The organism is Pseudomonas sp. rhizo25 (genome assembly GCF_031931935.1).
In the GTDB taxonomy this organism is placed as follows: Bacteria; Pseudomonadota; Gammaproteobacteria; order Pseudomonadales; family Pseudomonadaceae; genus Aquipseudomonas; species Aquipseudomonas synxantha.
Map to the genome: position 1 here is coordinate 42356 of NZ_JAUJXA010000007.1, position 25020 is coordinate 67375.

Annotated in this window: 25 protein-coding genes; 17 read left to right on the top strand and 8 right to left on the bottom strand. The window is 61.5% G+C overall.

Annotated features, from left to right (window positions below):
• The first annotated feature begins 6 nt into the window (after positions 1-6).
• Both QZR30_RS16950 and QZR30_RS16955 read left to right on the top strand, forming a co-directional pair.
• Positions 7-597, top strand: a complete 591-nt coding sequence (locus QZR30_RS16950; RefSeq protein ID WP_046069692.1) for an LON peptidase substrate-binding domain-containing protein — start codon at positions 7-9, stop codon at positions 595-597.
• 97 nt (positions 598-694) lie between these two features.
• Positions 695-910 carry a hypothetical protein gene (locus QZR30_RS16955; protein ID WP_046072587.1) on the top strand — a complete coding sequence of 72 codons (216 nt, stop codon included), beginning with the start codon at positions 695-697 and terminating at the stop codon, positions 908-910.
• Here the strand turns inward: QZR30_RS16955 and QZR30_RS16960 are convergent.
• The gene (locus QZR30_RS16960; RefSeq protein WP_046069691.1) at positions 904-2220 is read right to left on the bottom strand and encodes a bifunctional DedA family/phosphatase PAP2 family protein; all 1317 of its coding nucleotides are present in this window, start codon (positions 2218-2220) and stop codon (positions 904-906) included. The two genes, QZR30_RS16955 and QZR30_RS16960, sit on opposite strands and share 7 nt — an antisense overlap.
• A gap of 105 nt (positions 2221-2325) precedes the next feature.
• The gene (locus tag QZR30_RS16965; RefSeq protein WP_056846374.1) at positions 2326-3009 is read right to left on the bottom strand and encodes a DNA-3-methyladenine glycosylase; all 684 of its coding nucleotides are present in this window, start codon (positions 3007-3009) and stop codon (positions 2326-2328) included.
• A 174-nt stretch (positions 3010-3183) separates the two neighbouring features.
• Between QZR30_RS16965 and QZR30_RS16970 the strand changes: the two genes are divergently transcribed.
• The 13 genes from QZR30_RS16970 to QZR30_RS17030 all read left to right on the top strand — a co-directional run bounded on the left by QZR30_RS16970 (position 3184) and on the right by QZR30_RS17030 (position 15665).
• Complete coding sequence (locus QZR30_RS16970; RefSeq protein WP_046069689.1) at positions 3184-4449, top strand: glutamate-5-semialdehyde dehydrogenase; 1266 nt, start codon at positions 3184-3186, stop codon at positions 4447-4449.
• On the top strand, positions 4449-5093 hold the full coding sequence (nadD, locus tag QZR30_RS16975; RefSeq protein ID WP_043047989.1) for a nicotinate-nucleotide adenylyltransferase: 645 nt from the start codon (positions 4449-4451) through the stop codon (positions 5091-5093). Before QZR30_RS16970 ends, nadD begins: the two co-directional genes overlap by 1 nt.
• A gap of 66 nt (positions 5094-5159) precedes the next feature.
• Entirely contained in the window at positions 5160-5654 is a 495-nt protein-coding gene (rsfS, locus tag QZR30_RS16980; RefSeq protein WP_003176298.1) for a ribosome silencing factor, read from the top strand.
• A 9-nt stretch (positions 5655-5663) separates the two neighbouring features.
• A complete protein-coding gene (rlmH, locus tag QZR30_RS16985) occupies positions 5664-6131 on the top strand; it encodes a 23S rRNA (pseudouridine(1915)-N(3))-methyltransferase RlmH (RefSeq protein WP_003176297.1) in 468 nt (155 codons plus the stop codon).
• 15 nt (positions 6132-6146) lie between these two features.
• A complete protein-coding gene (gene mrdA / locus QZR30_RS16990; protein ID WP_046069688.1) occupies positions 6147-8045 on the top strand; it encodes a penicillin-binding protein 2 in 1899 nt (632 codons plus the stop codon).
• 31 nt (positions 8046-8076) lie between these two features.
• Complete coding sequence (rodA, locus tag QZR30_RS16995; RefSeq protein WP_046072586.1) at positions 8077-9180, top strand: rod shape-determining protein RodA; 1104 nt, start codon at positions 8077-8079, stop codon at positions 9178-9180.
• Between the two features lie 17 nt (positions 9181-9197).
• Positions 9198-10208 carry a lytic murein transglycosylase B gene (gene mltB / locus QZR30_RS17000; RefSeq protein ID WP_046072585.1) on the top strand — a complete coding sequence of 337 codons (1011 nt, stop codon included), beginning with the start codon at positions 9198-9200 and terminating at the stop codon, positions 10206-10208.
• Positions 10208-11212 (top strand): septal ring lytic transglycosylase RlpA family protein, encoded by a 1005-nt coding sequence (locus QZR30_RS17005; RefSeq protein ID WP_046069687.1) that lies wholly within the window; start codon positions 10208-10210, stop codon positions 11210-11212. The genes mltB and QZR30_RS17005 overlap by 1 nt, the downstream gene beginning before the upstream one ends.
• A 182-nt stretch (positions 11213-11394) precedes the next feature.
• Entirely contained in the window at positions 11395-12552 is a 1158-nt protein-coding gene (locus tag QZR30_RS17010; RefSeq protein ID WP_059397663.1) for a D-alanyl-D-alanine carboxypeptidase family protein, read from the top strand.
• Positions 12553-12637: 85 nt separating this feature from the next.
• Complete coding sequence (locus QZR30_RS17015; protein WP_005791752.1) at positions 12638-12919, top strand: DUF493 domain-containing protein; 282 nt, start codon at positions 12638-12640, stop codon at positions 12917-12919.
• Positions 12919-13566: a lipoyl(octanoyl) transferase LipB gene (gene lipB, locus QZR30_RS17020; RefSeq protein ID WP_046069685.1), complete on the top strand. Its 648-nt coding sequence runs from the start codon at positions 12919-12921 to the stop codon at positions 13564-13566. Before QZR30_RS17015 ends, lipB begins: the two co-directional genes overlap by 1 nt.
• A 26-nt stretch (positions 13567-13592) precedes the next feature.
• Positions 13593-14594 carry a lipoyl synthase gene (lipA, locus tag QZR30_RS17025; protein ID WP_057444888.1) on the top strand — a complete coding sequence of 334 codons (1002 nt, stop codon included), beginning with the start codon at positions 13593-13595 and terminating at the stop codon, positions 14592-14594.
• 150 nt (positions 14595-14744) lie between these two features.
• A complete protein-coding gene (locus tag QZR30_RS17030; protein WP_046069684.1) occupies positions 14745-15665 on the top strand; it encodes a S66 peptidase family protein in 921 nt (306 codons plus the stop codon).
• Between the two features lie 114 nt (positions 15666-15779).
• Here the strand turns inward: QZR30_RS17030 and QZR30_RS17035 are convergent, their stop codons facing one another.
• The 5 genes from QZR30_RS17035 to leuS all read right to left on the bottom strand — a co-directional run bounded on the left by QZR30_RS17035 (position 15780) and on the right by leuS (position 21917).
• Positions 15780-17105 (bottom strand): lytic murein transglycosylase, encoded by a 1326-nt coding sequence (locus tag QZR30_RS17035; RefSeq protein ID WP_046069683.1) that lies wholly within the window; start codon positions 17103-17105, stop codon positions 15780-15782.
• Between the two features lie 62 nt (positions 17106-17167).
• A complete protein-coding gene (gene arfA / locus QZR30_RS17040) occupies positions 17168-17332 on the bottom strand; it encodes an alternative ribosome rescue factor ArfA (protein WP_003176285.1) in 165 nt (54 codons plus the stop codon).
• Between the two features lie 206 nt (positions 17333-17538).
• Positions 17539-18576 (bottom strand): DNA polymerase III subunit delta, encoded by a 1038-nt coding sequence (gene holA, locus QZR30_RS17045; RefSeq protein ID WP_046069681.1) that lies wholly within the window; start codon positions 18574-18576, stop codon positions 17539-17541.
• Positions 18577-18615: 39 nt separating this feature from the next.
• Positions 18616-19221, bottom strand: coding sequence for an LPS-assembly lipoprotein LptE (locus tag QZR30_RS17050; RefSeq protein ID WP_046069680.1), 606 nt, complete (start codon positions 19219-19221; stop codon positions 18616-18618).
• An 89-nt stretch (positions 19222-19310) separates the two neighbouring features.
• Positions 19311-21917, bottom strand: a complete 2607-nt coding sequence (leuS, locus tag QZR30_RS17055) for a leucine--tRNA ligase (protein WP_311903722.1) — start codon at positions 21915-21917, stop codon at positions 19311-19313.
• Positions 21918-22178: 261 nt separating this feature from the next.
• Here leuS and QZR30_RS17060 point away from each other — a divergent pair, with 261 nt between their 5' ends.
• Together QZR30_RS17060 and QZR30_RS17065 are read left to right on the top strand one after the other, a co-directional pair.
• The gene (locus QZR30_RS17060; RefSeq protein ID WP_311903723.1) at positions 22179-22496 is read left to right on the top strand and encodes a hypothetical protein; all 318 of its coding nucleotides are present in this window, start codon (positions 22179-22181) and stop codon (positions 22494-22496) included.
• 97 nt (positions 22497-22593) lie between these two features.
• The gene (locus QZR30_RS17065; RefSeq protein ID WP_311903724.1) at positions 22594-23355 is read left to right on the top strand and encodes a YdcF family protein; all 762 of its coding nucleotides are present in this window, start codon (positions 22594-22596) and stop codon (positions 23353-23355) included.
• Positions 23356-23491: 136 nt separating this feature from the next.
• On the opposite strand, the gene lnt is transcribed toward QZR30_RS17065, so the two are convergent.
• Positions 23492-25015, bottom strand: a complete 1524-nt coding sequence (lnt, locus tag QZR30_RS17070; RefSeq protein WP_046069676.1) for an apolipoprotein N-acyltransferase — start codon at positions 25013-25015, stop codon at positions 23492-23494.
• Between the last annotated feature and the right edge of the window lie 5 nt (positions 25016-25020).

Genomic DNA, 25020 nt, shown 5'->3' on the forward strand with positions numbered 1-25020 from the left:
ACCTTTATGAGTCTGGCGCTGTTCCCGCTCAACACTGTGCTGTTCCCTGGCTGCACCCTCGATTTGCAACTGTTCGAGGCTCGCTACCTGGACATGATCAGCCGCTGCATGAAAAAGGGCGAAAGCTTCGGCGTGGTGTGCATCCTCGACGGCAAGGAAGTCGGCATGGCACCGGAGGGCTACGCGTTGATTGGCTGTGAGGCGCTGATTCGCGACTTCAAGCAACAGGAAAACGGCCTGCTGGGGATTCGTGTCGAAGGCGGTCGGCGTTTCCGTGTGCGTGATGCCGGCGTGCAGAAAGACCAACTGCTGGTGGCCGACGTGCAATGGATGGAAGAGCTGCCGGACCGGCCGCTTGAAGAGGAGGACGCCGACTTGCTTGCGTTGCTCCAGGCCTTGGCCGAGCACCCGATGGTCGCCTCTCTGGACATGGGCGGCCACGCTGAGGGGCAGCAAGCTCTGGGCAATCAGCTGGCTTATCTATTGCCGTTCACCGAGGCCGACAAGGTCGACCTGCTGCAACTCGACGACCCGCAGCAACGCCTGGATGCGATTCAAATGTTGCTGGATGAGCTGCAGGGCGAACTGTTCACCTGATTCAGATTTATCTGACGGAGCTTTCAGAGTTTGCTCGGCCATCTCAGCTGCGCCGCCTGCAATATTTTCCGATCACACTAATTGATCGGGGATGACCATGATTCGTCTGACACCATCGGAGCAAGTTGCCTGGGACGCGTACTTTGTCAGCGTGACCACACAATTGCTCCAGCAGGATGCAACGCGGGGCCCGGAGTACATCGCCGAGCGCGCCGCTGAAATTGCCGATGAAATGCTACTGGAGCGGCGCGAACGTTGTGTTGAGCGCCGCAGCGCTTCGGTGGACTGGATCGGCCCGGCCAAGGGTCAATAGGCGTACCTGAGCAGTGCGTGGGGCGTGCCGGTAAAAGCGATAAAGCCGAGTACGGCCACCACGGCCGGCAACACCAGCCACCAGGCTTTTTGCGACATCGCAGGCAATGGGCTGCGGTGTTCGCTGACGGTGAGGCTGAACGCGCACACGGTCATCGCCAGCAACGTGCCGGCCAGGATATCCGTGGGCCAATGGGCGCCCAGGTAAACCCGCGACAGGGCAATGAAGGCCGCGGGAATACAACCCAGCAACATCCAGGTCAGGCGTAGACGTGTGGGTTGGCCACGGCCGGCCAGCACCGCAAGCGCCAGGAAGAATGCAAAGGCGCCGGAGGCATGGCCGCTGGGCATGCTGAAGCTGGTCAACGGGTCTGTGAGGATTTCCGGGCGCCCACGGGCGAAAAACAGCTTGGTGCCGGTGTTGATCACCGCCGCGCCGGCTAGCGTGGCGCCGACAAACAGAGCGTGGCGCCATTGCCGTGCCAGTAGCAGCAAGCCGGTGAACACTGCGCTTGCTACAAACATCTTCCTGAACTCACCCAGTTGGGTGACCCGCACCATGACCTCGTCCAGCCAAGGGCTGCGATGCTCCTGCACCAGTGCGCTCAGGCCCTGGTCGAAGTCGTTGAGGTGGGGGTAGCCGATAAACAGCGCAATCAACAAGACCAGGCTGGCGCAACCGATCCACAAGGTGGCGCGACGATGGCCGCGCCAGCTGCTGTTCAAGCTCAGCCCCAGCAGGACCGCCAGGCAGGCCGTGATAACTGCCGCCTCCGGCCAGAAACCCTCCGGCAGCGGCAGGCGGAACGCGGCGCCGGCGGCCCAGCCCGGCATCAGGTAAGCCACCGACCAGCCCGCTGCGGCAATAATGCTCACGGCGGCGAAGCGCGGGAAGGGCATGTCGCACATACCGGCGACCATTGGCAGCATGGGGCGCAGCGGGCCGATGAACCGTCCGACCAATAGGCTGGCGATACCGTATTTGTGAAAGTAGGTTTCCGCGCCATTCATCCACTCAGGATGGTGACGAAGGCCAGGCAGGCGCCGGATGTTCTGATGGAAATGTCGGCCGAGATAGTAGGAAACCCCATCGCCCAATAAACCGCCGAGGAAGCCCAGCAAAAGCGTTTCACTTAAGGACAGCGCGCCGCTGCCGGCCAGCGCGGCAATCGCGAACAGCAATACCGTGCCCGGCACGATCAGCCCGGCGATGGCCAGGCATTCCACGCACGCCACGATAAACACCGCCGCTGCCAGCCATTGCGGGTTCAGGGTCAGCCAGCCGGTAATGCTATCGAGCCATTGGCCCATACAATCCACTCCATCTCTGTAATGCATATGCTGAAACGCTGATGATCAACTGTGGGAGGGAGCAAGCCCCCTCCCACATTGGATGTGTTGCGTGGGTCCGCCTGTTCAAATCAAGAAATAATCGCGGCCTTCGACCTGCCCCCGGCGCAGCGGGTTCCGCGTGCAATAAAGCGCATAACCAGCATCTACGAAGCGGTACATCAGGTGTTCATCGCGCCCGCTGGGGATGCCCAGCCGCGTGGTCTGGATAATCTGCGTAGGTACCTGGCCAACGTCCTCGACATACAGCAGCTCCTGGTCAAAGCGCTTGGCGTCCCACATCGGCACCTTCAGGCCCAGCGCCTTGCACAGCAAGGTCTGGCCGGCACAGAGTTTTTGCGTCGGGCGAGGGCTGCCATCGGCGTTCGGGTTGTTCAGCAGCATCTGGGCCAGGCTGGCCGGGCCGGAGATTTCATCGACCCATGGGTAGGCCGATTTGATCAATACGGCATTGCCCGGGCCATGGGCACTGAAGTTCAATGAATCGCCGCCACGGGCGTAGTACATATAGATATGGCCACCGTCCAGAAACAAAGCCTTACGCTTTTCTGTGTAGCCGAGGGAGGCGTGGCTGCCTTTTTCGGCCACGTAATAGGCTTCGGTTTCAATAATTCGCGCCGAGAGCCAGATATCACCGACGCGATGGCGAATGACTTTGCCGAGTAATTCTCGCGCAAGCAGTTGCGCATCGCGGTCGAAGAAGCAGTCGGGCAGGGCGCTGGCGGGGAGCAGAGGGGTAAAACCGGACATGGCGTTCAGGGTTATTACGGCTAAATGTGACCGAATAATAACAACTCCCAGCTTAATTACGCCTGAACCGCAGGTTTTTACAGTTCATTTCGACCATCCGCCCCTCACCGCTGTCAGTCGTGCTGCGTCACAGCTATAATCTGCCGCTTTCCTCTTTGCCAAGACTCCCTGACCATGACTGAGTCCGTTCTTGACTACATGACCCGCCTGGGTCGCGCTGCCCGTCAGGCTTCGCGGTTGATCGCCCGTGCGAGCACCGCGCAGAAGAACCGTGCGCTGCTGGCGGCGGCCGATGCTCTGGATGCCTCGCGCTCCGAGTTGACCGCCGCCAACGAGCTGGACCTGGCCAACGGCCGTGCCAATGGCCTGGAACCGGCTCTGCTGGATCGCCTGGCGCTGACCCCGGCACGTATCGACGACATGATCGAAGGCCTGCGTCAGGTGGCCAAGCTGCCTGACCCCATCGGTGAAATCCGCGATATGCGCTACCTGCCATCCGGTATCCAGGTCGGCAAGATGCGCGTGCCTCTGGGCGTGATCGGCATCATCTATGAGTCGCGTCCGAACGTGACCATCGACGCCGCGAGCCTATGCCTCAAGTCCGGCAACGCTACCATCCTGCGTGGCGGTTCCGAGGCGATCAATTCCAACCGCGCCATCGCCGCCTGCATCCAGCAAGGCCTGGCCGTGGCCGAATTGCCGGCCGAAGTGGTGCAAGTGGTGGAAACCACCGACCGCGCCGCCGTTGGTGCGTTGATCACCATGCCGGAGTTCGTCGACGTGATCGTTCCCCGGGGTGGCAAGAGCCTGATCGAGCGCGTCAGCCGCGATGCCAAGGTGCCGGTGATCAAGCATCTGGACGGTGTGTGCCACGTCTATATCGACATCGCCGCTGACCTCGACAAGGCGATTCGCATCGCCGACAACGCCAAGACCCACCGCTATGCCCCGTGCAACACCATGGAAACCCTGCTGGTGCACGCCGGCATTGCCGAGCGCGTGCTGCCGCCGCTGGCTGCCATCTACCGCGACAAGGGCGTGGAGCTGCGCGGTTGCGAGCGTACCCGGGCGTTGCTCGGCGCGGGCGTGATCGAGGCGAGCGAGCAGGACTGGTACACCGAGTACACGGCGCCGATCCTGTCGATCCGTATCGTCGATGACCTGGACCAGGCCATCGAACACATCAACAAGTACGGCTCCAAGCACACCGACGCTATCGTTTCCGAGCACTTCAGCGATGCCCGGCGTTTCCTCAACGAAGTGGATTCCGCTTCGGTGATGGTCAACGCCTCGACGCGGTTTGCCGACGGTTTCGAGTACGGCCTGGGGGCGGAGATCGGTATCTCCACCGACAAGCTCCACGCGCGCGGCCCGGTTGGCCTCGAAGGCTTGACCAGCGAGAAGTACGTGGTGTTCGGTGACGGTCACGTGCGCAGTTGATGGCTAAACGCATTGGGCTGCTCGGTGGTACTTTCGACCCCGTGCACATCGGCCACCTGCGCAGTGCCCTGGAAGTCGCGGATGCCCTTGCGCTGGACGAGGTGCGGCTGCTGCCCAATTTCCGGCCGCCGCATCGTGATACGCCGCAAGTGTCGGCGCAACAGCGCTTGGAAATGGTGCGCCTTGCGGTAGAGGGCATAGCGCCGCTGGTGGTGGACGATCGCGAACTCAAGCGCGATAAACCGTCCTACACTGTCGACACCCTGGAATTGATGCGCGCCGAGTTGGCCGCGGATGACCAGTTATTTCTGCTTTTGGGCTGGGACGCATTTTGCGGCCTGCCCTCTTGGCACCGCTGGGAGGAACTCCTCCAGCATTGCCACATCCTGGTTTTGCAACGCCCGGATGCCGACAGCGAACCGCCGGATGCCTTGCGCAACCTGCTGGCCGCGCGGTCGGTAAGTGACCCCTTGGCCCTGACCGGGCCGAACGGGAATATTGCATTCGTCTGGCAGACCCCGCTTGCGGTGTCCGCCACCCAGATCCGTCAACTGCTGGCCAGCGGGAAGTCGGTACGTTTCCTGGTGCCTGACGCGGTCCTGGCCTACATCGATGCGCACGGGCTTTACCGTGCGTCGAACTGAAAAGGCGCGCTTGAACGCACGAGTTGTGCAGCAAGCGCCCGAACATACGAGCAAAACGAGTTTTATATGACGAACAAAGACGTAAGCAAAGTTAAGCGCAAAGGCACCTTCAAAAGCGCGCCGCTGCCGGTTGAAGCCCACGTTGGCCCGGAACTGGCTGGCGAAGAGCTGGTGAAAGTCGCCGTGGCCGCCCTGGAAGACGTTAAAGCCCAGGACATCCAGGTGCTCGACGTACGCGACAAGCAAAGCATCACCGACTTCATGATCATCGCTACCGGTACTTCCAACCGCCAGATCGGCGCGATGCTGGACAAGGTTCGCGAAGCCGTCAAAGCCCAAGGCGTCAAGCCACTGGGTGAAGAAGGCAAGGGCGACAGCGACTGGGTGCTGCTGGACATGGACGACGTGATCGTTCACATGATGACCTCCAACGCCCGCCAGTTCTACGACCTGGAGCGTCTGTGGAAAGGCGCTGAGCAGAGCCGTGCCGCCGATGGCAAGCACCACAGCCCGGAAGTGGGCCACGCGCACTTCGACAAGCTCAACAAAGATCAGGAATAAGGAACGGCTGTGCGCCTGCGTCTGATCGCTGTCGGTTCACGCATGCCCAAGTGGGTGGAAGAAGGCTGGCACGAGTATGCCAAGCGTCTGCCCGCTGAGCTGTCGCTTGAGCTGGTGGAAATACCGCTCAATACCCGGGGCAAGAATGCCGACGTGGCGCGCTTTATCCGTCAGGAAGGCGAAGCCATGCTGGCCAAGGTCGGCCCCAACGAGCGCATCGTCACCCTCGAGGTGCACGGCAAGCCTTGGAGCACCGAGCAGTTGGCGGTGGAATTGGACCGCTGGCGCCTGGATTCGCGCACGGTCAATTTCATGGTGGGTGGCCCGGAAGGTCTGGCGCCGGAAGTCTGCGCCCGCGCTGATCAGCGTTGGTCGCTGTCGGCCCTGACATTGCCGCACCCGTTGGTAAGGATCCTGATCGGTGAACAGCTGTATCGCGCCTGGACAGTCCTGTCCGGGCACCCTTATCACAAATAGTCTGCGCCGCCCCCGATGACCCAGCCGATCCGCATCAAGGACCACGAGAAAGACGCACGTCTGGTACGCGCGCGGGTGGTGTTCGGTGCCATCCTGGTGGTGGCGTTGATGGGCGTGCTGATTGCGCGGCTGTATTTCCTCCAGGTGATCCAGTACGACTATCACTCCACGCTGTCGGAAAACAACCGGGTGCATGTGCAGCCGATTCCACCGACCCGCGGGCTGATCTTCGACCGCAATGGCGTGGTGGTCGCGGATAACCGCCCCAGCTTCAGCCTGAGCATGACCCGCGAGCGTTCCGGCGACTGGCAGCAGGTGCTCGATGTGATCGTCGAGGTACTGCAACTGACGCCGGAAGACCGGGTGATCTTCGAGAAACGCATGAAGCAGGGGCGCCGGCCGTTCGAGCCGGTGCCGATCCTGTTCGAGCTGACCGAAGAGCAGATCGCCCGCATTGCGGTGAACCAGTTCCGCCTGCCTGGTGTGGAAGTGGTGGCACAGTTGGTGCGCCACTATCCACAAGGCCCGCACTTTGCCCACTCGGTCGGCTACATGGGGCGGATCAACGAGAAAGAGCTCAAAACCCTCGATCCGGTCAATTACAGCGGCACCCATCATATCGGCAAGACCGGCATCGAGCGTTTCTACGAGCCCGAACTGCACGGCCAGGTGGGTTACGAAGAAGTCGAGACCAATGCCCGTGGCCGTGTATTGCGCGTGCTCAAGCGTACCGACCCGATCCCGGGCAAGGACATCGTGCTGAGCCTGGACATCAAGCTGCAGGAAGCGGCCGAGATGGCCCTGGGTGGCCGGCGTGGTGCGGTCGTGGCCCTGGACCCGAAGACCGGCGAAGTACTGGCGATGGTCAGCCAGCCGAGTTTCGACCCTAACCTGTTCGTCACCGGGATCAGTTTCAAGGCCTATGCCGAGCTGCGCGATTCCATTGACCGGCCGCTGTTCAACCGGGTGCTGCGCGGCCTGTATCCGCCAGGTTCGACCATCAAGCCGGCGGTGGCGATTGCCGGCCTGGATTCCGGCGTGGTCACGGCCTCCAGCCGCGTCTATGACCCCGGCTACTACATGCTGCCCAACTACGACCACAAATACCGTAACTGGAACCGCTCCGGTGACGGCTATGTCGACCTGGACACCGCGATCATGCGCTCCAACGACACCTACTTCTACGACCTGGCCCATAAGCTTGGGATTGATCGCCTGTCTGCCTACATGGGCAAGTTCGGCCTCGGTCAGAAAGTCTCCCTGGACATGTTCGAAGAATCTCCCGGCCTGATGCCGTCGCGTGAGTGGAAGCGTGCGACCCGCCGCCAGGCATGGTTCCCGGGTGAAACCCTGATCCTCGGGATCGGCCAGGGCTATATGCAGGCCACGCCGCTGCAACTGGCCCAGGCCACGGCACTGGTAGCGAACAAGGGCATCTGGAACCGTCCGCACCTGGCCAAGACCATCGAAGGCGAAAAGCCAGTGGATGAAAACCCGATCCCCGACATTGTGCTGCGCGACCCGTCCGACTGGGCCAAGGTCAACCATGGTATGCAGCAAGTGATGCACGGCGCCCGTGGCACCGCACGCAAGGCGGCGGCCGGCGCGCAATACCGCATCGCCGGCAAGAGTGGTACGGCCCAGGTGGTCGCGATCAAGCAGGGCGAGAAATATGACCGCTCCAAGGTTCAGGAGCGCCACCGCGACCACGCTTTGTTTGTCGGCTTTGCCCCGGCCGAGGACCCGAAGATCGTGGTGGCGGTGATGGTCGAGAACGGTGAGTCCGGCTCCGGCGTCGCCGCACCTGTGGTGCGCCAGATCATGGACGCCTGGCTGCTGGCCGCCGATGGCAAGCTCAAGCCCGAATATGGCGGCCCCCCTTCAAGTCCCGAGGTTACGGCCCGTGAAGAGTAATTTTGACCGCATCCTCTCCAGCGAGGACGTGATGCGTCGCCGTGCGACGTTGCTGCAACGCATGCACATTGATGGGCCGTTGCTGATCCTCCTGCTGACCCTGGCGGCCGGTAGCCTGTTCGTGTTGTATTCGGCCAGTGGCAAGAACTGGGACCTGCTGATCAAGCAAGCGTCCTCGTTCGGCCTGGGCCTGTTGTCGATGGTGGTGATCGCCCAGCTTGAGCCGCGCTTCATGGCACGCTGGGTGCCCCTGGGTTATGTCGCCGGCGTGCTGCTGCTGGTGGTGGTTGATGTCATGGGCCACAACGCCATGGGCGCGACGCGCTGGATCAACGTCCCGGGGGTGATCCGCTTCCAGCCGTCGGAATTTATGAAGATCCTGATGCCGGCCACCATTGCCTGGTACCTGTCCAAGCGCACCTTGCCGCCACAGCTCAAGCATGTGGGCATCAGCCTGATCCTGATCGGCGTGCCCTTCATTCTTATCGTGCGCCAGCCGGACCTCGGCACCTCGTTGCTGATTCTCGCCGGCGGCGCATTCGTGCTGTTCATGGGCGGCTTGCGCTGGCGCTGGATCCTCAGCGTGCTGGCCGCGGCCATCCCCGTGGCCGTGGCCATGTGGTTCTTCTTTATGCACGACTACCAGAAACAACGGATCCTGACTTTCCTTGACCCGGAGAGCGACCCGTTGGGCACCGGCTGGAACATCATCCAGTCCAAGGCGGCCATCGGTTCCGGCGGAGTATTTGGTAAGGGCTGGTTACTGGGCACCCAGTCCCACCTGGACTTCTTGCCCGAGAGCCACACCGACTTCATCATTGCGGTGATGGGCGAAGAGTTCGGCCTGGTAGGCATTTGCGCCTTGTTGCTGATCTATCTGCTGTTGATTGGTCGTGGCCTGGTGATCACTGCCCAGGCACAGACGCTGTTCGGTAAATTGCTTGCCGGCAGCCTGACCATGACTTTTTTTGTTTACGTTTTCGTCAACATCGGTATGGTCAGTGGCCTGCTGCCGGTGGTTGGGGTGCCGTTGCCATTCATTAGCTACGGCGGAACTTCGCTGGTGACATTGATGTCAGCGTTTGGGGTTTTGATGTCGATTCATACGCATCGCAAATGGATCGCACAGGTTTGAATAAGGTGAAGATGTCAATGCAAGTAATGCGCGGCTGGGCGACTCGGCATGCGACCTGTGTGGGCCTGATTGGGCTCCTGGGCGCAACGCAAGAGGCGCAGGCCGGTGACTACGATGGTTCACCCCAGGTCGCCGAATTTGTCGGTGAGTTGACCCGCGACTACGGTTTTGCCGGTGAGCAACTGATGGGCGTGTTCCGCGAAGCCCAGAAGAAGCAGGCGATTCTCGACGCCATTTCCCGCCCCGCCGAACGTGTGAAGCAGTGGAAGGAATATCGCCCGATGTTCCTCACCGACGCCCGCGTAGCCCGGGGCGTCGACTTCTGGCGCCAGCACGAGGCGGTGCTGGCCCGCGCCGAGCAGGAATACGGTGTACCGGCCCAGGTCATCGTCTCGATCATCGGCATCGAAACCTTCTACGGGCGCAATACCGGCAGTTACCGGGTGATCGACGCCTTATCGACCCTGGGCTTCGATTACCCGCCCCGCGCCGAATTCTTCCGCAAGGAACTGCGTGAATTCCTGTTGCTGGCCCGCGAAGAGCAGGTCGACCCGCTGACCCTCAAGGGCTCCTACGCGGGTGCGATGGGTTTGCCGCAGTTCATGCCGAGCAGCTTTCGCGCCTATGCGGTGGATTTCGACGGTGACGGGCATATCAACATCTGGAGCAACCCCGACGATGCCATTGGCAGCGTAGCCAGCTACTTCAAGCACCACGGCTGGGTAGCCGGTGAGCCGGTGGTAATTCGCGCCGATGTCAGCGGTGAGCGCGCCGATGAGGGCCTGACCCAGGGTATCGAGCCGGTCAAGACCGTCGGGGAGTTGCGAGCGCTGGGCTGGTCGAGTCAGAATGCGCCACGCGATGACATGCCGGTGACGGCATTCCGCCTGGAAGGCGCAAACGGCCCGGAATACTGGATGGGCCTGAAGAATTTCTACGCAATCACGCGTTATAACCGCAGTGTGATGTACGCCATGGCCGTACATCAGCTGTCAGACGAGCTGGTCAAAGCACGGGGCAACAAGTAATGCGGGTATCGCCGTTCAAAAAACCGCTCAAGCTGGTGGCGTTCACCGCGTTGTGCCTGCTGGTCGCCAGTTGCTCCACCAGCCCTAACCGTGCGCCTGCCAAGAAGGCCGGCGGTGCGGTGGTCCGCGCCCAACCGGGCCTGGACATCAACCGCGCGCACAAAGACGGCGCGCCGTGGTGGGATGTGGATGTGTCGAAAATCCCGGATGCCACGCCGACCCTGCACACCGGCCCCTACAAGGCCAACCCCTATACCGTGCTGGGCAAGAATTACTTCCCGCTGCAGGAATCCAAGACCTACGTGCAATCGGGTACCGCGTCCTGGTACGGCACCAAGTTCCATGGCCAGAACACCGCCAATGGCGAAGTGTATGACCTGTATGGCATGAGCGCGGCCCACAAGACCCTGCCGCTGCCCAGCTATGTGCGCGTGACCAACCTGGACAACAACCGCACGGTGATCCTGCGCGTCAACGACCGTGGGCCGTTCTATTCGGACCGGATCATCGACTTGTCCTATGCCGCGGCGAAGAAGCTCGGTTATGCCGAAACCGGCACCGCACGGGTGAAAGTCGAAGGTATCGACCCCGCGCAGTACTGGGCCCAGCGCGGCAAGCCGGCGCCGTTGATGCTCAACGAACCGCAGGCTCCGCAACCGCAGGTGACGGCCTCGACCGGCAAGATCGAGCAGTGGACGCCGCCGCCGGCGCAGCATGCCCCGGATACCGTGGTGGTACCCCATGCAGCGCCGGGCGCGTCTACCGTGGGCGGGCAGTACCTGCAGGTCGGCGCTTTCGCCAACCCGGATGCGGCAGAACTGTTAAGGTCCAAGCTCAGCGGCATGGTCAGCGCGCCAGTCTTTATCAGCTCCATCGTGCGTAACCAGCAAACCTTGCACCGTGTACGCATGGGCCCGATCGGCTCGCCGAGCGAGGTAGCCCAAGTGCAGAACAGCGTACGCCTGGCTAACCTGGGGCAACCCAGCGTGGTCACCGCAGAATAAGCAGTATTGGTTTGATGGCTCAGGCGCGCATGCGCGCTCGAGCCCAGGTTGTTGGCTCGTGAACAATAAAAACCCAGGGGCAAGGGGTGAGCGGGCAACCGAATACGTGACAGCCTGGAAGCGGGCTGTCTGAATAGTTTTGCCCGCGAGGGCAAGTTTCCATAAGCAATTTCGAGAGACGGATGAACATCACCACCTTAGCCAAACGCACGTGCCTGCTTATCTCGCTGATCATCACCCCGGCCGCCTGGGCGGTTGAAATGGTGCCGGCCTCCCCGCAACTGGCCGCCAAGTCCTGGGTCCTCATGGACGCCGCCAGTGGCAACGTGCTGGTCGAAAACGGCGGTGATGTACGCCTGCCGCCAGCCAGCCTGACCAAGCTGATGACTGCCTATATCGCGACCCTGGAAATCCGTCGCGGCCAGATCGGCGAGAACGATCCGGTCACCGTCAGCGAAAACGCCTGGCGTACCGGTGGTTCGCGGATGTTCATCAAGGTCGGCTCGCAAGTCACCGTGAGTGACCTGTTGCACGGCATCATCATCCAGTCCGGCAACGACGCCAGCGTCGCCCTGGCCGAGCACATCGCCGGCAGCGAAGATGCGTTCGCCGACGTGATGAACAAGACTGCCGCCGACCTGGGCATGACCAACAGCCACTTCATGAACCCGACTGGCCTGCCGAACCCAGAGCACTATTCGTCGGCTCACGACATGGCGATCCTGGCGCGCGCGATCATCCGCGTTGACCCGGTGCACTACGCGATCTACTCCCAGAAGGAATTCTTCTGGAACAACATCAAGCAGCCTAACCGCAACCTGCTGCTGTGGCGCGACAAGACTGTCGACGGCCTGAAAACCGGCCACACCGACGAAGCCGGCTACTGCATGGTGTCGTCCGCTGTGCGTGATGGCCAGCGCCTGATCGCCGTGGTATTCGGCACCAACAGCGAACAGGCCCGTGCGGCCGAGACGCAGAAATTGCTGACCTACGGCTTCCGCTTCTTCGAAACCCAGACCTTCTATCAGAAGGGTGCTGAGCTGGCGACCGCACCGGTCTGGAAGGGGGCGACCTCCCAAGTCAAGGCCGGTCTGGCCGACGATCTGACACTGACCATGCCTAAGGGCCAGCTGAAAAAGCTCGCTGCCAGCATGACCCTGAACCCGCAATTGGTTGCGCCAATCGCCAAGGGCGACGTGATCGGTAAAGTCGAAGTCAAGCTGGAAGACAAGGTGGTGCACAGCGCCGACCTGATCGCACTGGACGCGGTCGACGAAGGTGGTATCTTCCGCCGCGTATGGGATAGCATCCGTCTATTCTTCTACGGCTTGTTCAACTGATTGTGTGCACCTGCAAAGCCCCGCGTTGATCCAGCGCGGGGCTTTGCCCGTCGCCACGGCTTAGCGCTTACGAGGCTGTTCTGCCATGACCGATAAAGACGTAGAAGTAAAGGCGCCAAAGATCGAATTCCCGGTGACGGATTATCCCGTCAAGGTGATCAGCGATACCGGTGTCGGCCGCAAGGACAAGATTCTCGAAATCGTCAGGAAGCATGCGACGATCAACGACAACCGCGTGGACGAGCGTCAAAGCTCCACCGGCAAGTACACCACGATTCAGTTGCACATCGTTGCGACCGATCAAGACCAGCTCTACAACATCAACAGCGAACTGCGGGCCACCGGCTTCGTGCACATGGTGCTGTGATGTCAGAAGTCCTGGGCTTTCGCGAGCTCGGCCGGATGGCCTACGAGCCGGTCTGGCATGCCATGCAGCGCTTTACCAACGAGCGCGGCACCTCGGCTCCGGATGAAATCTGGCTGGTGGAACATCCACCGGTATTCACCCAGGGCCAGGCCGGCAAGGCAGAGCATCTGCTACTTCCGGGTGATATTCCGGTGGTGCAGGTCGACCGAGGGGGTCAAGTGACTTACCATGGGCCCGGTCAGCTTGTCGCTTATCTATTGCTGGACGTGCGCAAGCTGGGGTTTGGCGTGCGCGACCTGGTCAGCCGCATGGAGGCTTGCCTGATTGAGCTGTTGGCCAGTTATGGCGTGAGCGCCGCAGCCAAGCCCGATGCCCCCGGTGTGTATGTGGATGGCGCGAAGATCGCCTCCCTGGGCTTGCGGATTCGCCATGGTTGTTCCTTTCATGGCCTGGCCCTGAACGTGGACATGGACCTGGCGCCGTTCCAGCGCATCAACCCGTGCGGTTACGCCGGGCTGGCGATGACACAGCTGAGTGACCACGCCACACCGATTAAATTTGCCGAGGTTAGTGCCCGGCTGCGTGCGCAGCTCGTCAAACACCTCGACTATGCTGAGCAGACGACCCTCACGGGCGGAATCGACTGATTATGACTACTGATGCAGTGCAAACCATGATCCCGACGCTGGACATCACCGAGCGTCCAGCCCCGGCCCCGCGTGCCAAGGTGGAAGCCGGCGTCAAGCTGCGCGGCGCCGAGAAGGTTGCACGCATCCCGGTCAAGATCATCCCGACCACCGAACTGCCGAAGAAACCCGACTGGATCCGCGTGCGCATCCCGGTATCGCCGGAAGTCGACCGTATCAAGGCGCTGCTGCGCAAGCACAAGCTGCACAGCGTGTGCGAAGAAGCGTCCTGCCCGAACCTGGGCGAATGCTTCTCCGGCGGCACCGCCACCTTCATGATCATGGGCGACATCTGCACCCGTCGTTGCCCGTTCTGCGACGTCGGCCACGGCCGTCCGAAGCCTCTGGACGTCAACGAACCGGAAAGCCTGGCCATCGCCATCGCTGACCTGAAACTCAAGTATGTGGTGATCACCTCGGTTGACCGTGACGACCTGCGTGACGGCGGTGCCCAGCACTTTGCCGACTGCATCCGCGAAATCCGCAAGTTGTCGCCGAATGTGATGCTCGAAACCCTGGTGCCGGACTACCGTGGGCGTATGGACGTCGCGCTGGAAATCACCGCCGCCGAGCCGCCGGATGTGTTCAACCACAACCTGGAAACCGTGCCGCGCCTGTACAAGGCTGCGCGTCCGGGTTCGGACTACCAGTGGTCGCTGACCCTGCTGCAGAAATTCAAGCAGATGATGCCGCACATTCCGACCAAGTCCGGCTTGATGCTCGGCCTGGGCGAAACCGACGAAGAAGTCATCGAAGTCATGAAGCGCATGCGCGAGCATGACATCGACATGCTGACCCTTGGCCAGTACCTGCAACCGTCCCGCAGCCACTTGCCAGTGCAGCGTTTCGTGCACCCGGACACCTTCGCCTGGTTCGCCGAGGAAGGTTACAAGATGGGCTTCAAGAACGTGGCGTCCGGCCCGTTGGTGCGTTCTTCGTACCATGCCGATGAGCAGGCCAAGCTGGTCAAGGCGAGCCTGGTTTCCTGATAGAGGCCTTTGCAACACCGCAAGTCCAATGTGGGAGGGGGCTTGCCCCCGATAGCGGTGTATCAGTTCTTCATGAATTGACTGTCACACCGCCATCGGGGGCAAGCCCCCTCCCACATTTCGTTCCGCGTTGACTAGGGAGAGTTGTATATGACGCCAGCCGTTCCAGCCCTTCGTTCTGAAGGCACCATCGCCCTGATCGCCCCCGCCGGCCCTGCTGCACTGGACGTTGAAAAAGCCGGGCAATGGATGCGTGCCCGTGGCTACGACCTGCGCATTTATCCCGGTGTATACGAACGCGACGGCTACCTGGCCGGCAGCGATGCAGTGCGCCTGCGCGACCTGCACGCCGCCTTCGCCAACCCCGACATCGATGCCATCCTTTGCCTGCGCGGCGGCTACGGCACGCCGCGCTTGCTCGACGCGCTGGACTTCGACCTGCTGCGCGCCAACCCCAAGCCATTCGTGGGCTACAGCGATATCACCGCCTTGCACCTGGCAATCAACCGTTATGCCGGTTTTGTAACGTTCCACGGGCCGATGCTCAATGCCGACCTGCTTGGCGGCAAGCAACAACCCACCGAATCCTCATTGCTCAGCCTGCTGCGTGGTCAACTGGGCGCCGGCAGCGTGCTTGCGCATCCTGCGGCCTATCCATTGACCACGATCGAACCAGGCATTGCCTGTGGGCGCTTGCTGGGCGGTAATCTGTCGATGATTGCCGCAATAATGGGCACGCCGTATGAGATAGACGCCGAAGGCATCATCCTGTTTATCGAGGACGTCAACGAGCCGCTTTATCGTATCGACCGCCTGCTGATTCACCTGCGCCTGGCGGGCAAGCTGGCTCAGGTTGCCGGTGTGCTGGTAGGGGACGTGGCGGGTGTGGATAACGTCGCGCTGGAGCGGTTGCTCAAGCAGACCTTCGAACCGCTGTGCATTCCGGTGCTGGCAGGCTGGCGCAGTGGTCATTGCGACCCGAACCTGACGTTGCCGATGGGCGCTTTGGTGCGCCTGGATGCGGGGGAGCAGCAGTTGGTGCTGGAGCAGGGCGTAGTGTTCAACCACTAAGTTTTTTACAGTCTGCTAAACCGCAATCGGGGGCAAGCCCCCCCACATTTTTGGAATGCACTCCAAGTGTGGGAGGGGGCTTGCCCCCGATTACGGTAGTCGCCATAAGTCAATCTACCGGCCTTGCAGGGATTCCAGCAACTTCACCGTCGGATACCCATCCGCCGGCCAGCCCAATGCCTGCTGCGCCGCACGAATCGCCTTGCGCGTATTGGCGCCGATAATCCCGTCCGGGTTGCCCGCGTCATAACCCTTGGCGCTGAGGGCCGTCTGCAGATCCATACGCTGGGAACGACTCAGCGGCAGTTCATCCTTTGGCCAACTGCCACGAATCACACCGCCGCCGCCAAATCGCTCCGACAACAGGCCAACCGCCAGCGCATAGGATGACGAATTGTTGTACTTGAGGATCGCGCGGAAGTTATCCAGTACCAGGAATGCCGGGCCGCGGTAGCCGGCCGGCAGCAGCAACGCGGCGGACAACTGATCGACATTGGCCGGCAGGCTCACGCCTGGCGGCAGTTGGATCCCCAGTTGCAGCCATTGCGCAACAGTTTTGCGTATGCCCCCATCGGCCAGGCTGTAGTCGAAGCCCGACGGCAGTGGCTGCACCTCAACCCCCCAAGGCTGGCCTTTCTGCCAGCCGGAGCTTTGCAGGTAATGCGCAGTGGAGGCGAGGGCGTCGGACGGGCTGTTCCAGATATCACGGCGACCGTCACCGTCGAAGTCCACGGCGTGGGTGTTATAGGTGGTCGGGATAAACTGGGTTTGGCCCATTGCACCGGCCCACGAGCCTTTCATCTGGTCGGCCTGAATATCGCCATGCTGGATGATCTGCAGTGCTGCCAGCAGTTGCGCCTGGGCAAAGGCAGGGCGACGGCCTTCGTAGGCCAGAGTGGCGAGGGAGCGGATCACCGAGTTGTTGCCCTGGAACGCGCCGAAGTTGCTCTCCATGCCCCACACCGAGACCAGCGCCTGGCGGTCGACACCATAGCGCTGCTCAATGCTTTGCAGGATATCGGCGTACTTGACCAACAGCGCCTGGCCATTACGCACGCGCACCGGTGACAGGGCGCCGTCGAGGTATTCCCACACTGGGCGGGAAAACTCCGGCTGGCTGCGATCGGCGCGGATCACCGCCATATCGGGCGTGACGCCGGCAAAGGCGTTATCGAAAACGTCGGCTGTGATCCCGGCCTGCAGGGCTTGCGCACGAAAGCCCGCCTGCCATTCGGCGAAGGTCTGGGTCGGTTGGATGTCGAGGTTGTCCACTGCCAGCGGGGCAACCACGGCTGGCGCGATGGCCGGTGCGGTCTGGAGCTTGGGCAGGGGTTGCGCATCCGCGGCGGTAGGTTTTTCCGCGCAGGCGACGAGCAGAATGAGGCTGGAGGCAGCGATCAATTGGCGAAGGTGCCAACGACGAGAAAGACTAGAGGGCATGCACAGGTCCAGGGGGTTACAAATCAGGTATAGACCTTATCATGCCAGAGGGGCGCTTGCCTTCAGGCAGCCAGAAAGTAAGAAGCCTCCCAGCTATTAGACTGGAAGGCTTCGCGGCGGTAGCTGCCTTTGCCCTTGCCGGCGCGTTCCTGGCGGCTGCGGAACAAGGGCTGGGCGATGATGGATTTGGCCTTGTTGGGGCCATGCTTGGATGGCTTTTTGCTCATGATGGTTCTCTCGCTAGGGTGTGGAATGGAGCGGTGCAAATCATCTGCCGAAGTTGCCCGGCTGTAAAGCCTGACGACATGTAGGAAAGGTACGCGGTCAAATGTGGGAGGGGGCTTGCTCCCGATCGCGGTGTGTCAGCCACTGAAAATGTCGACTGATGCACTGCAATCGGGAGCAAGCCCCCTCCCACAATTGGATCGGTGGGTTATTCAGCGGGCAGGGTGAGGCGCTGGCCGGCCATCAACAGCGACAAACGGCTCAGGCTCATCCACGGTGAGCCGGTGGCCTGGCCCTTGATCTGGGCGTCGATGCGCTGGGCTTCCAGCAACAGTTGTGCCCAGCGTTGCGCCGAGTGCCGTTGCAGGGCTTTGCTCATCAGCGGTTTGCGCTTGTCCCACACCGGAGGCCTGGCCTGGCTGAAACATTTGTCCAGGGGGGTGCCCTGGCTGTATTGCAGGGCGATGTTCGCCAGTACCCGTAACTCCCGAGCCAGGGCCCAGAGAATCACGGGCGGTTCCACCCCTTCGCCACGCAGGCCTTCGAGCATACGCAGGGCGTGGGCGGGCTCGCCGTTGAGAATCGCATCCACCAGGCCGAACACATCGAAGCGAGCGCTATCGGCGACCGCGCCTTGTACGGTTTCGACAGTGATCTGCCCATCTTCGGCCATCAGCTTGAGCTTTTCGATCTCCTGGGCGGCGGCAAGCAGGTTGCCCTCGACCCGGGCGGCGATCAACTCCACGGCATCTTGTGTCGCCGCCAGACCCGACTGTGACAGGCGCTGACGAATCCACTGCGGCAACTGGTTGCTGTCCACTGGCCAGATCTGGACGAACTGGGTTTGCGGACCTTCTACCAGCGCCTTGCCCCACTTGGTCTTCTGGGCGCTGCCGTCAAGCTTGGGCAGGCTGACCAGCAAGATCGTGTCTTCGGCAGGGCGCGAGCAGTATTCCATCAATGCCGCCGCGCCTTTGTCGCCCGGCTTGCCCGAAGGCAGGCGCAGTTCCAGCAGGCGTTTTTCGGCAAACAACGACATGCTGGCGCCGGCCTGCAGCAATGTACCCCAGTCGAAACTGGCGTCGGCGCTGAAGACCTGGCGTTCGTCGAAGCCTTGCTGACGTGCGGCGGCGCGGATCGCGTCGGCCGCTTCCTGGCACAGCAGCGGGTCATCGCCGCTGACGATATAGACAGGCGCGAGTCCACCTTGCAGGTGCTTGGCGAGTTGGGCAGGGGCAAGTTTCATAGGCGGGTCGAACGGGGCGCCAGGGGCGCCCCGCCTGGCTTACTCGACTGGGACTTCAACAGGCGATTGTTTCGGCGTGTTGTCTTCATACTCTTGCGCGGCTTTCAGGGCATCGGCATCAGCCTTGGCCTTGTTGTCGGCGGTTTGCTGCAGGGCGGCGAGCTTTTCCGGGGTCAGCATTTGCAGGCGCGTCATCATGCGCTGGATCAGCTCGCGACGCATTTCCTTGCGCACCTGGAGGGTCTCGGAGTCTGAACCCACCAGGTTGTTGCCGTCGTGGCTGACAACCTTCTGCACCTGGATCTTGTCACCCATCAGCGGCAAGTTATCGCGGCCTTGTACTTCGAAGTAGAGCGCAGTGTTCAACTCGACGTCGGATGCACGGCCGGCACTGGCGTAGCTGATATTGCGCTGGGTTTCTTTTTCATCCGTCAGGATCAGTTTGTAGGTCGCGCCGTTGTACACGTGCACACCGCTGTTTTCCAGGGTCTGGCGCAGCTGGGTCACGGTGTCGCCATAGGCGTTGCGGGCGCTGACGTCGAGTTCCTTGAGCGACAGCTCATTGGTACCGGTGCCACGCAGCTGGAAGCCGCAAGCGCTCAATAGCACGGCAAGGCCCATAACCAGCAGATTGCGTTTGATCATTTTGTTGCTCCCCTTGAAACCATGTGGGCCGTATCGAGGCCCTAAAGGTTTAGTTCGGCGCAGGGCCCAAGCCCCGCGCCCGATCCGATTTAGCTGGCGACGATGTTGACCAGTTTACCGGGCACCACGATCACTTTGCGGATCGTCAGGCCTTCGGTAAAGCGCAGCACGTTTTCGTTGATGCGTGCGGCGGCTTCCACGTCCTCACGACTGGCGCTGGCCGGCATGTCGATCTGGCCGCGCAGTTTACCGTTGACCTGGATGACCAGTTGCAACGTGTCCTGTACCAGGGCGCTGTCATCCTGCACTGGCCAGGCGGCATCGATTACGGCGCCGCTGTGGCCCAGACGGCTCCACAGTTCATGGCTGATGTGCGGCGTGATCGGCGCGAGCAACAGAGTAACTGTTTCCAGACCTTCCTGGATCAGCGCGCGGTCAAGTTCTGTAGCCTGCGGGGCTTTTTCCAGCACGTTCATCAGCGTCATCACCTGGGCGATGGCGGTGTTGAACTTGTGGTTCTGCCCTACGTCCTGGCTGGCCTGGCGGATGGCCAGGTGCGTGCTGCGACGAATGGCTTTCTGCTCGTCGTTCAAGGCTGCGACGTCCAGCTTGCCCGGCAAGCCCTGGCTGACATGGGCGTGGGCCAGGCGCCAGACGCGCTTGAGGAAACGGTGCGAACCTTCGACGCCGGAGTCGGACCATTCGGCGCTCATGTCAGGCGGCGAGGCGAACATCATGAACAGGCGGCAGGTATCGGCGCCGAACTGATCGATCATCGACTGCGGGTCTACGCCGTTGTTCTTGGACTTGGCCATCTTCTCGGTGCCACCGATTTCCACCGGCAAACCGTCGGATTTCAGTTTGGCGCTGATTACCTTGGCCTTGCTGTCACGCTCGAGTTCGACATCCGCCGGGTTGAACCAGGTATAGGCACCATTGGCTTCACGGCGGTAGTACGTCTCGGCGATCACCATGCCTTGGGTCAGCAGGTTCTTGAACGGCTCATTGGAGCTCACCAAGCCTTCGTCGCGCATCAGCTTGTGGAAGAAGCGCGCATAGAGCAGGTGGAGAATGGCGTGTTCGATGCCGCCGATGTACTGGTCCACTGGCAACCAATGGTCGGCTGCGGATTTTTCCACCAGGCCGCCTTCATAGTGCGGCGAGGCGTAGCGGGCGTAATACCACGAGGACTCCACGAAGGTGTCCATGGTGTCGGTTTCACGCTTGGCCGGTGCACCGCATTTCGGGCAGCTGCACTCGTAGAATTCGGGCATGCGCGCCAGGGGCGAGCCAGCGCCATCGGGCACCACGTCTTCCGGCAGGACAACGGGCAGTTGATCTTCCGGCACCGGCACGTCACCGCAGCTTTCGCAGTGGATGATCGGGATCGGGCAGCCCCAGTAGCGTTGGCGGCTGATGCCCCAGTCACGCAGGCGGAACTGGGTGCGCGAGGCGCCGAGATTCTTCTTGATCAGCGCGACTTCGATGGCGTCGAAGGCGCCTTGGAAATCCAGGCCGTCGAACTCGCCGGAATTGATCAGGGTGCCGTGCTCGCCATAGGCGTCCTGCCACGGGGCAGGGTTGGTGTCACCGGAGCTGGTGCGTACTACCGACTTGATCGGCAGGTTGTACTTGGTGGCGAATTCGAAATCGCGCTCATCGTGGGCCGGCACCGCCATGACGGCGCCGTCGCCGTAGTGCATCAGCACGTAGTTGGCGACCCAGACCGGCAGTTTGTCGCCCGTCAGCGGGTGCTCGACGAACAATCCGGTCGGCAGGCCTTTTTTCTCCTGGGTGGCGACGTCTGCTTCGGCCACGCTGCCGCCTTTGCATTCGGCGATGAACGCCTGCAGCTCGGGGTTGTTCTGTGCTGCCTGGGTGGCCAGCGGGTGTTCGGCGGCCACTGCGACGTAGGTCGCGCCCATCAGGGTATCCGGACGAGTTGTGAAGACCTTGAGTGCACCGGCTTCGCCGATGGAATCGACGTTGTACGGGAACTGTACTTCCATGCCCTTGGATTTGCCGATCCAGTTGCGTTGCATGGTCTTGACCTGTTCAGGCCAGCCCGGCAAGTCATCGAGGCTCGACAAGAGTTCATCGGCGTAGGCGGTGATCTTGAAGTAATACATCGGGATTTCGCGCTTTTCGATCAGCGCGCCGGAGCGCCAGCCGCGACCGTCTATGACCTGCTCGTTGGCCAGTACGGTCTGGTCGATCGGGTCCCAGTTCACGGTGCCGCTCTTTTTGTAGATCACGCCTTTTTCGAACAGGCGAGTGAATAGCCATTGTTCCCAGCGGTAGTAGTCCGGCTTGCAGGTGGTCACTTCGCGGGACCAGTCCACCGCCAGGCCCAGGCTGCGCAGCTGGGTCTTCATGTAGGCGATGTTTTCGTAGGTCCACTTGGCGGGGGCCACGTTGTTTTTCATCGCGGCGTTTTCCGCCGGCATGCCGAAGGCGTCCCAACCCATGGGTTGCAGGACGTTCTTGCCGAGCATGCGCTGGTAGCGGGAAATCACGTCGCCGATGGTGTAGTTACGCACGTGCCCCATGTGTAGCTTGCCGCTGGGGTAAGGGAACATCGACAGGCAGTAGTAAGTCTCCTTGCCTGGCTGTTCACTGACTTCAAAGGACTTCTGCTCGTCCCAGAACGTTTGGGCGGCATTTTCTATTTCACGGGGCTGATATTGTTCGTGCATGGCTACTTTTGAACTGGATAGGGGTGGCCTAATCCTCTTCGGTGCACTGTCCGGGTTGTTCGACACCAAGAAGCGGCGCGTCCGTGCCCAAACCCTGCGGGAAGTGGAGTTACAGGAAGCGCCGTAGCATACATGACCCCACTCTATCGAGGGAAACCCTGATTGCGCGGCAAGGGCCGTCTGTCGCGGCAGCGGGCAGGCGCAGCAACGGGGGCTACGCTGTTTAGTGGGGAGCAAGTATTTCTTCAATGAGGTGAGGGGATGGTTGAATCGCAGCGAACTTTAACGAAACCGCAGTTGTATGAGGGATTGATCGACCGTTTGGGTCGGGCATTGGATGCCGCAAGAACCGCAGGCCGATTGCGTGATGAACGGCCTCTGGAGCTGGAGTTGCGAGGCTTGAGCCAGGCTGAACTTGAACTGATCAAGAACTACCTGGAGTTGAATCACCACCGCGCCTCTCATGGACAGGCCTCCCCGCCTATCCAAGAGCCTCCTCGTTCGGCCAAGGTTGTCTGGCTGAAGGATCTGGCGGCCGGTCGCGGGCCGGAAAAAAACCGGTCCGTGCGGCGCAAGTGAAGCACAGCGTCATGCGTTAACTTTCTCGAAACAGGCTGGTAAAGATTGTCGCTCAACCCCGTTGCATTTAGGCTTCGGGCATCTTAGGAGATGCCCGATGCCTTTTCGTTATTTCATTAAACAATTGTTGTTGCCGCCCGGTATTTTTTTACTGCTGTTGGCCTGTGCCTGGTGGTTTCGCCGTAGCCGCCCACGCCTGGCTGGCTTGTGTTTTGCCTTGGGGCTGGGTGGGATGTGGTTGATCAGCCTGCCGGTGATGGTGCAATGGGGCGCCCGTGCCCTCGAGACTGAACCGCCTTTGGCTCGCGAAGACTGGGCCACCCTGGCCCAGCGTGCCGATGCAATTGTGGTGCTGGGCTCGGGACGTGAACGTGGGGATATTGCCTGGGGCAGCGACCAGCCCACCGGCATTGGCTTGGAGCGTGAGCGTTATGCGGCGCGATTGGCGAAAGCGTCCGGGTTGCCAGTGCTGACCAGTGGCGGTTTGCACTACGGCACGCCACCCAGTGAAGCTGAACTGATGGCCGTGTCGATGCAGGATGACTTCGGTGTCAGCGTGCGCTGGAAGGAAGAGCGCAGTCGTACCACTTGGGAAAACGCCCAGATGAGCGCTGAGATTCTATTACCGCAAGGTATCAAGCGTGTGGTGGTGGTGACTCAAGCCTGGCACATGCCGCGTTCGGTGTGGAGCTTTGAGAAGGCCGGTTTCACTGTGGTGCCCGGGCCGGTGGGCTTTCTGGGCGTAGACCACGGCCGGCCGCTGGGCGGCTGGATGCCGGACGTCAAGGCGGTGTGGCAGAGCGGGCAGTTGATCAATGAAGCGGTGGGGCAGGTTGGGTATCGGTTGTTCTACCGCTGATCCTGCTGATTAAAATGCGGGTCCAAATGTGGGAGGGGGCTTGCTCCCGATAGCGGAGTGTCAGTATCAAATGTACTGACTGACACTCCGCTATCGGGAGCAAGCCCCCTCCCACATTTGTTTGGTGTTTGTCCGGTTAGACGGTTTTGGACATCCGGCCAGCCAACAGCGCCCAGCCGAACAGCAGCAAACACACAATGATCAACGGCCACGAACGCCATTGCAGGTACGGCGTGAGGTTATGCATCGGCACCACTTCGCCGTAGAGAATGCCACGCTCGAATTGCGGGATCTGTGCGGTGATCTGCCCGAACGGGTTGATCAGCCCGGTCACGCCATTGTTGGTGGCGCGGATCATCCAGCGGCCCGCTTCCAGCGCACGCATCTGTGCCATTTGCAGGTGCTGCAACGGGCCGATAGAGCGCCCGAACCAGGTGTCGTTGCTGATGGTCAGCAGCAGGTCGCTCTGGGCCGACAGGCCGGCAGCGAATTCCGGGTACACCACTTCATAGCAAATGAACGGCGCTATCTGATAACCCTTGGCCTGGAGCATGGCTTGGTCCGATGGGCCGCGGGCAAAGTCCGACATAGGAAGGTCGAAGAAGGCAATCAGCCCGCGCAGCATGTCCTGCAGCGGTACGTACTCGCCAAACGGCACCAGTTTTTGCTTCAGGTACGTGCCGTCGCCTTCACCGACTACGGTGATGCCATTGTAGTAGCGCTTCTGGTGGTGCACTTCCTGGCGAATCGGCACGCCGGTGATCAACGCGGTATTCCGATCGGCGGCAAACTTGCCCATCATGCCCAGGTAGCCCTCGACGGACTCCTTGAGTACAGGTACTGCGGTTTCCGGCCATACCAGCAGGTCGACCCGCTTGGAGCTCAGGCTCATGTCGCGGTACAGCGCCAGTTGGGCATTGAGCTGCTCGGGGTCCCACTTCATGCTTTGTTCGACGTTGCCCTGGATCGCGGCCACGCTCAACGGGGCGCCCGAAGGCGAGGTCCAGGCGTGATGCTTGAGGGCCAGGCCGATGGCCCAGGGTGCTACCAGCAACACCAGACCCGCGCCGATGAAGGCATTGCGCTTGCTCGCCAACAGGCGCGGCAGGTTACACAGCAGCGCGGCAGTCAGTGCCAGGGCGAAGGAAATCAGCCACATCCCGCCCAGCGGCGCCAGGCCGGTCAACGGGCCGTCGAGTTGACTGTAGCCGGAGTACAACCAGGGGAAACCGGTGAGGAACCAGCCTCGAAACGCTTCCTGGCCGACCCACAGTGCTGCGAACGTCAGTGCATCCGCCAATGGCGCCTCATTGCGGCGCAGCCAGCGCGCCCATAGCCAGGCGGGCAGGGCGAAGAACCAGGCAATGGCGGCGGTGAACAGCAGCATCAGGAACCCCGCCAGCAGCACCGAAGCGCCGCCGAAGTGGTGGATGCTGTAGTAGATCCAACTGGTGCCGGCACCAAACAGGCCGAAACCGAAACACCAGCCACGGCCCAGGGCCTGGCGGGGCGTCAGTTCGCGCAGGCCGATATAGAACAAACCGACCGCTACCAGCGCCAGCGGCCAGATATCGAACGGCGCCAGCGCCAGGGTAGTGATGGCGCCGGCCACCACGGCCAGCAGGTTACCGGGCCAGCCGGGGCGGTTCAGGCGCTGCATGTCAT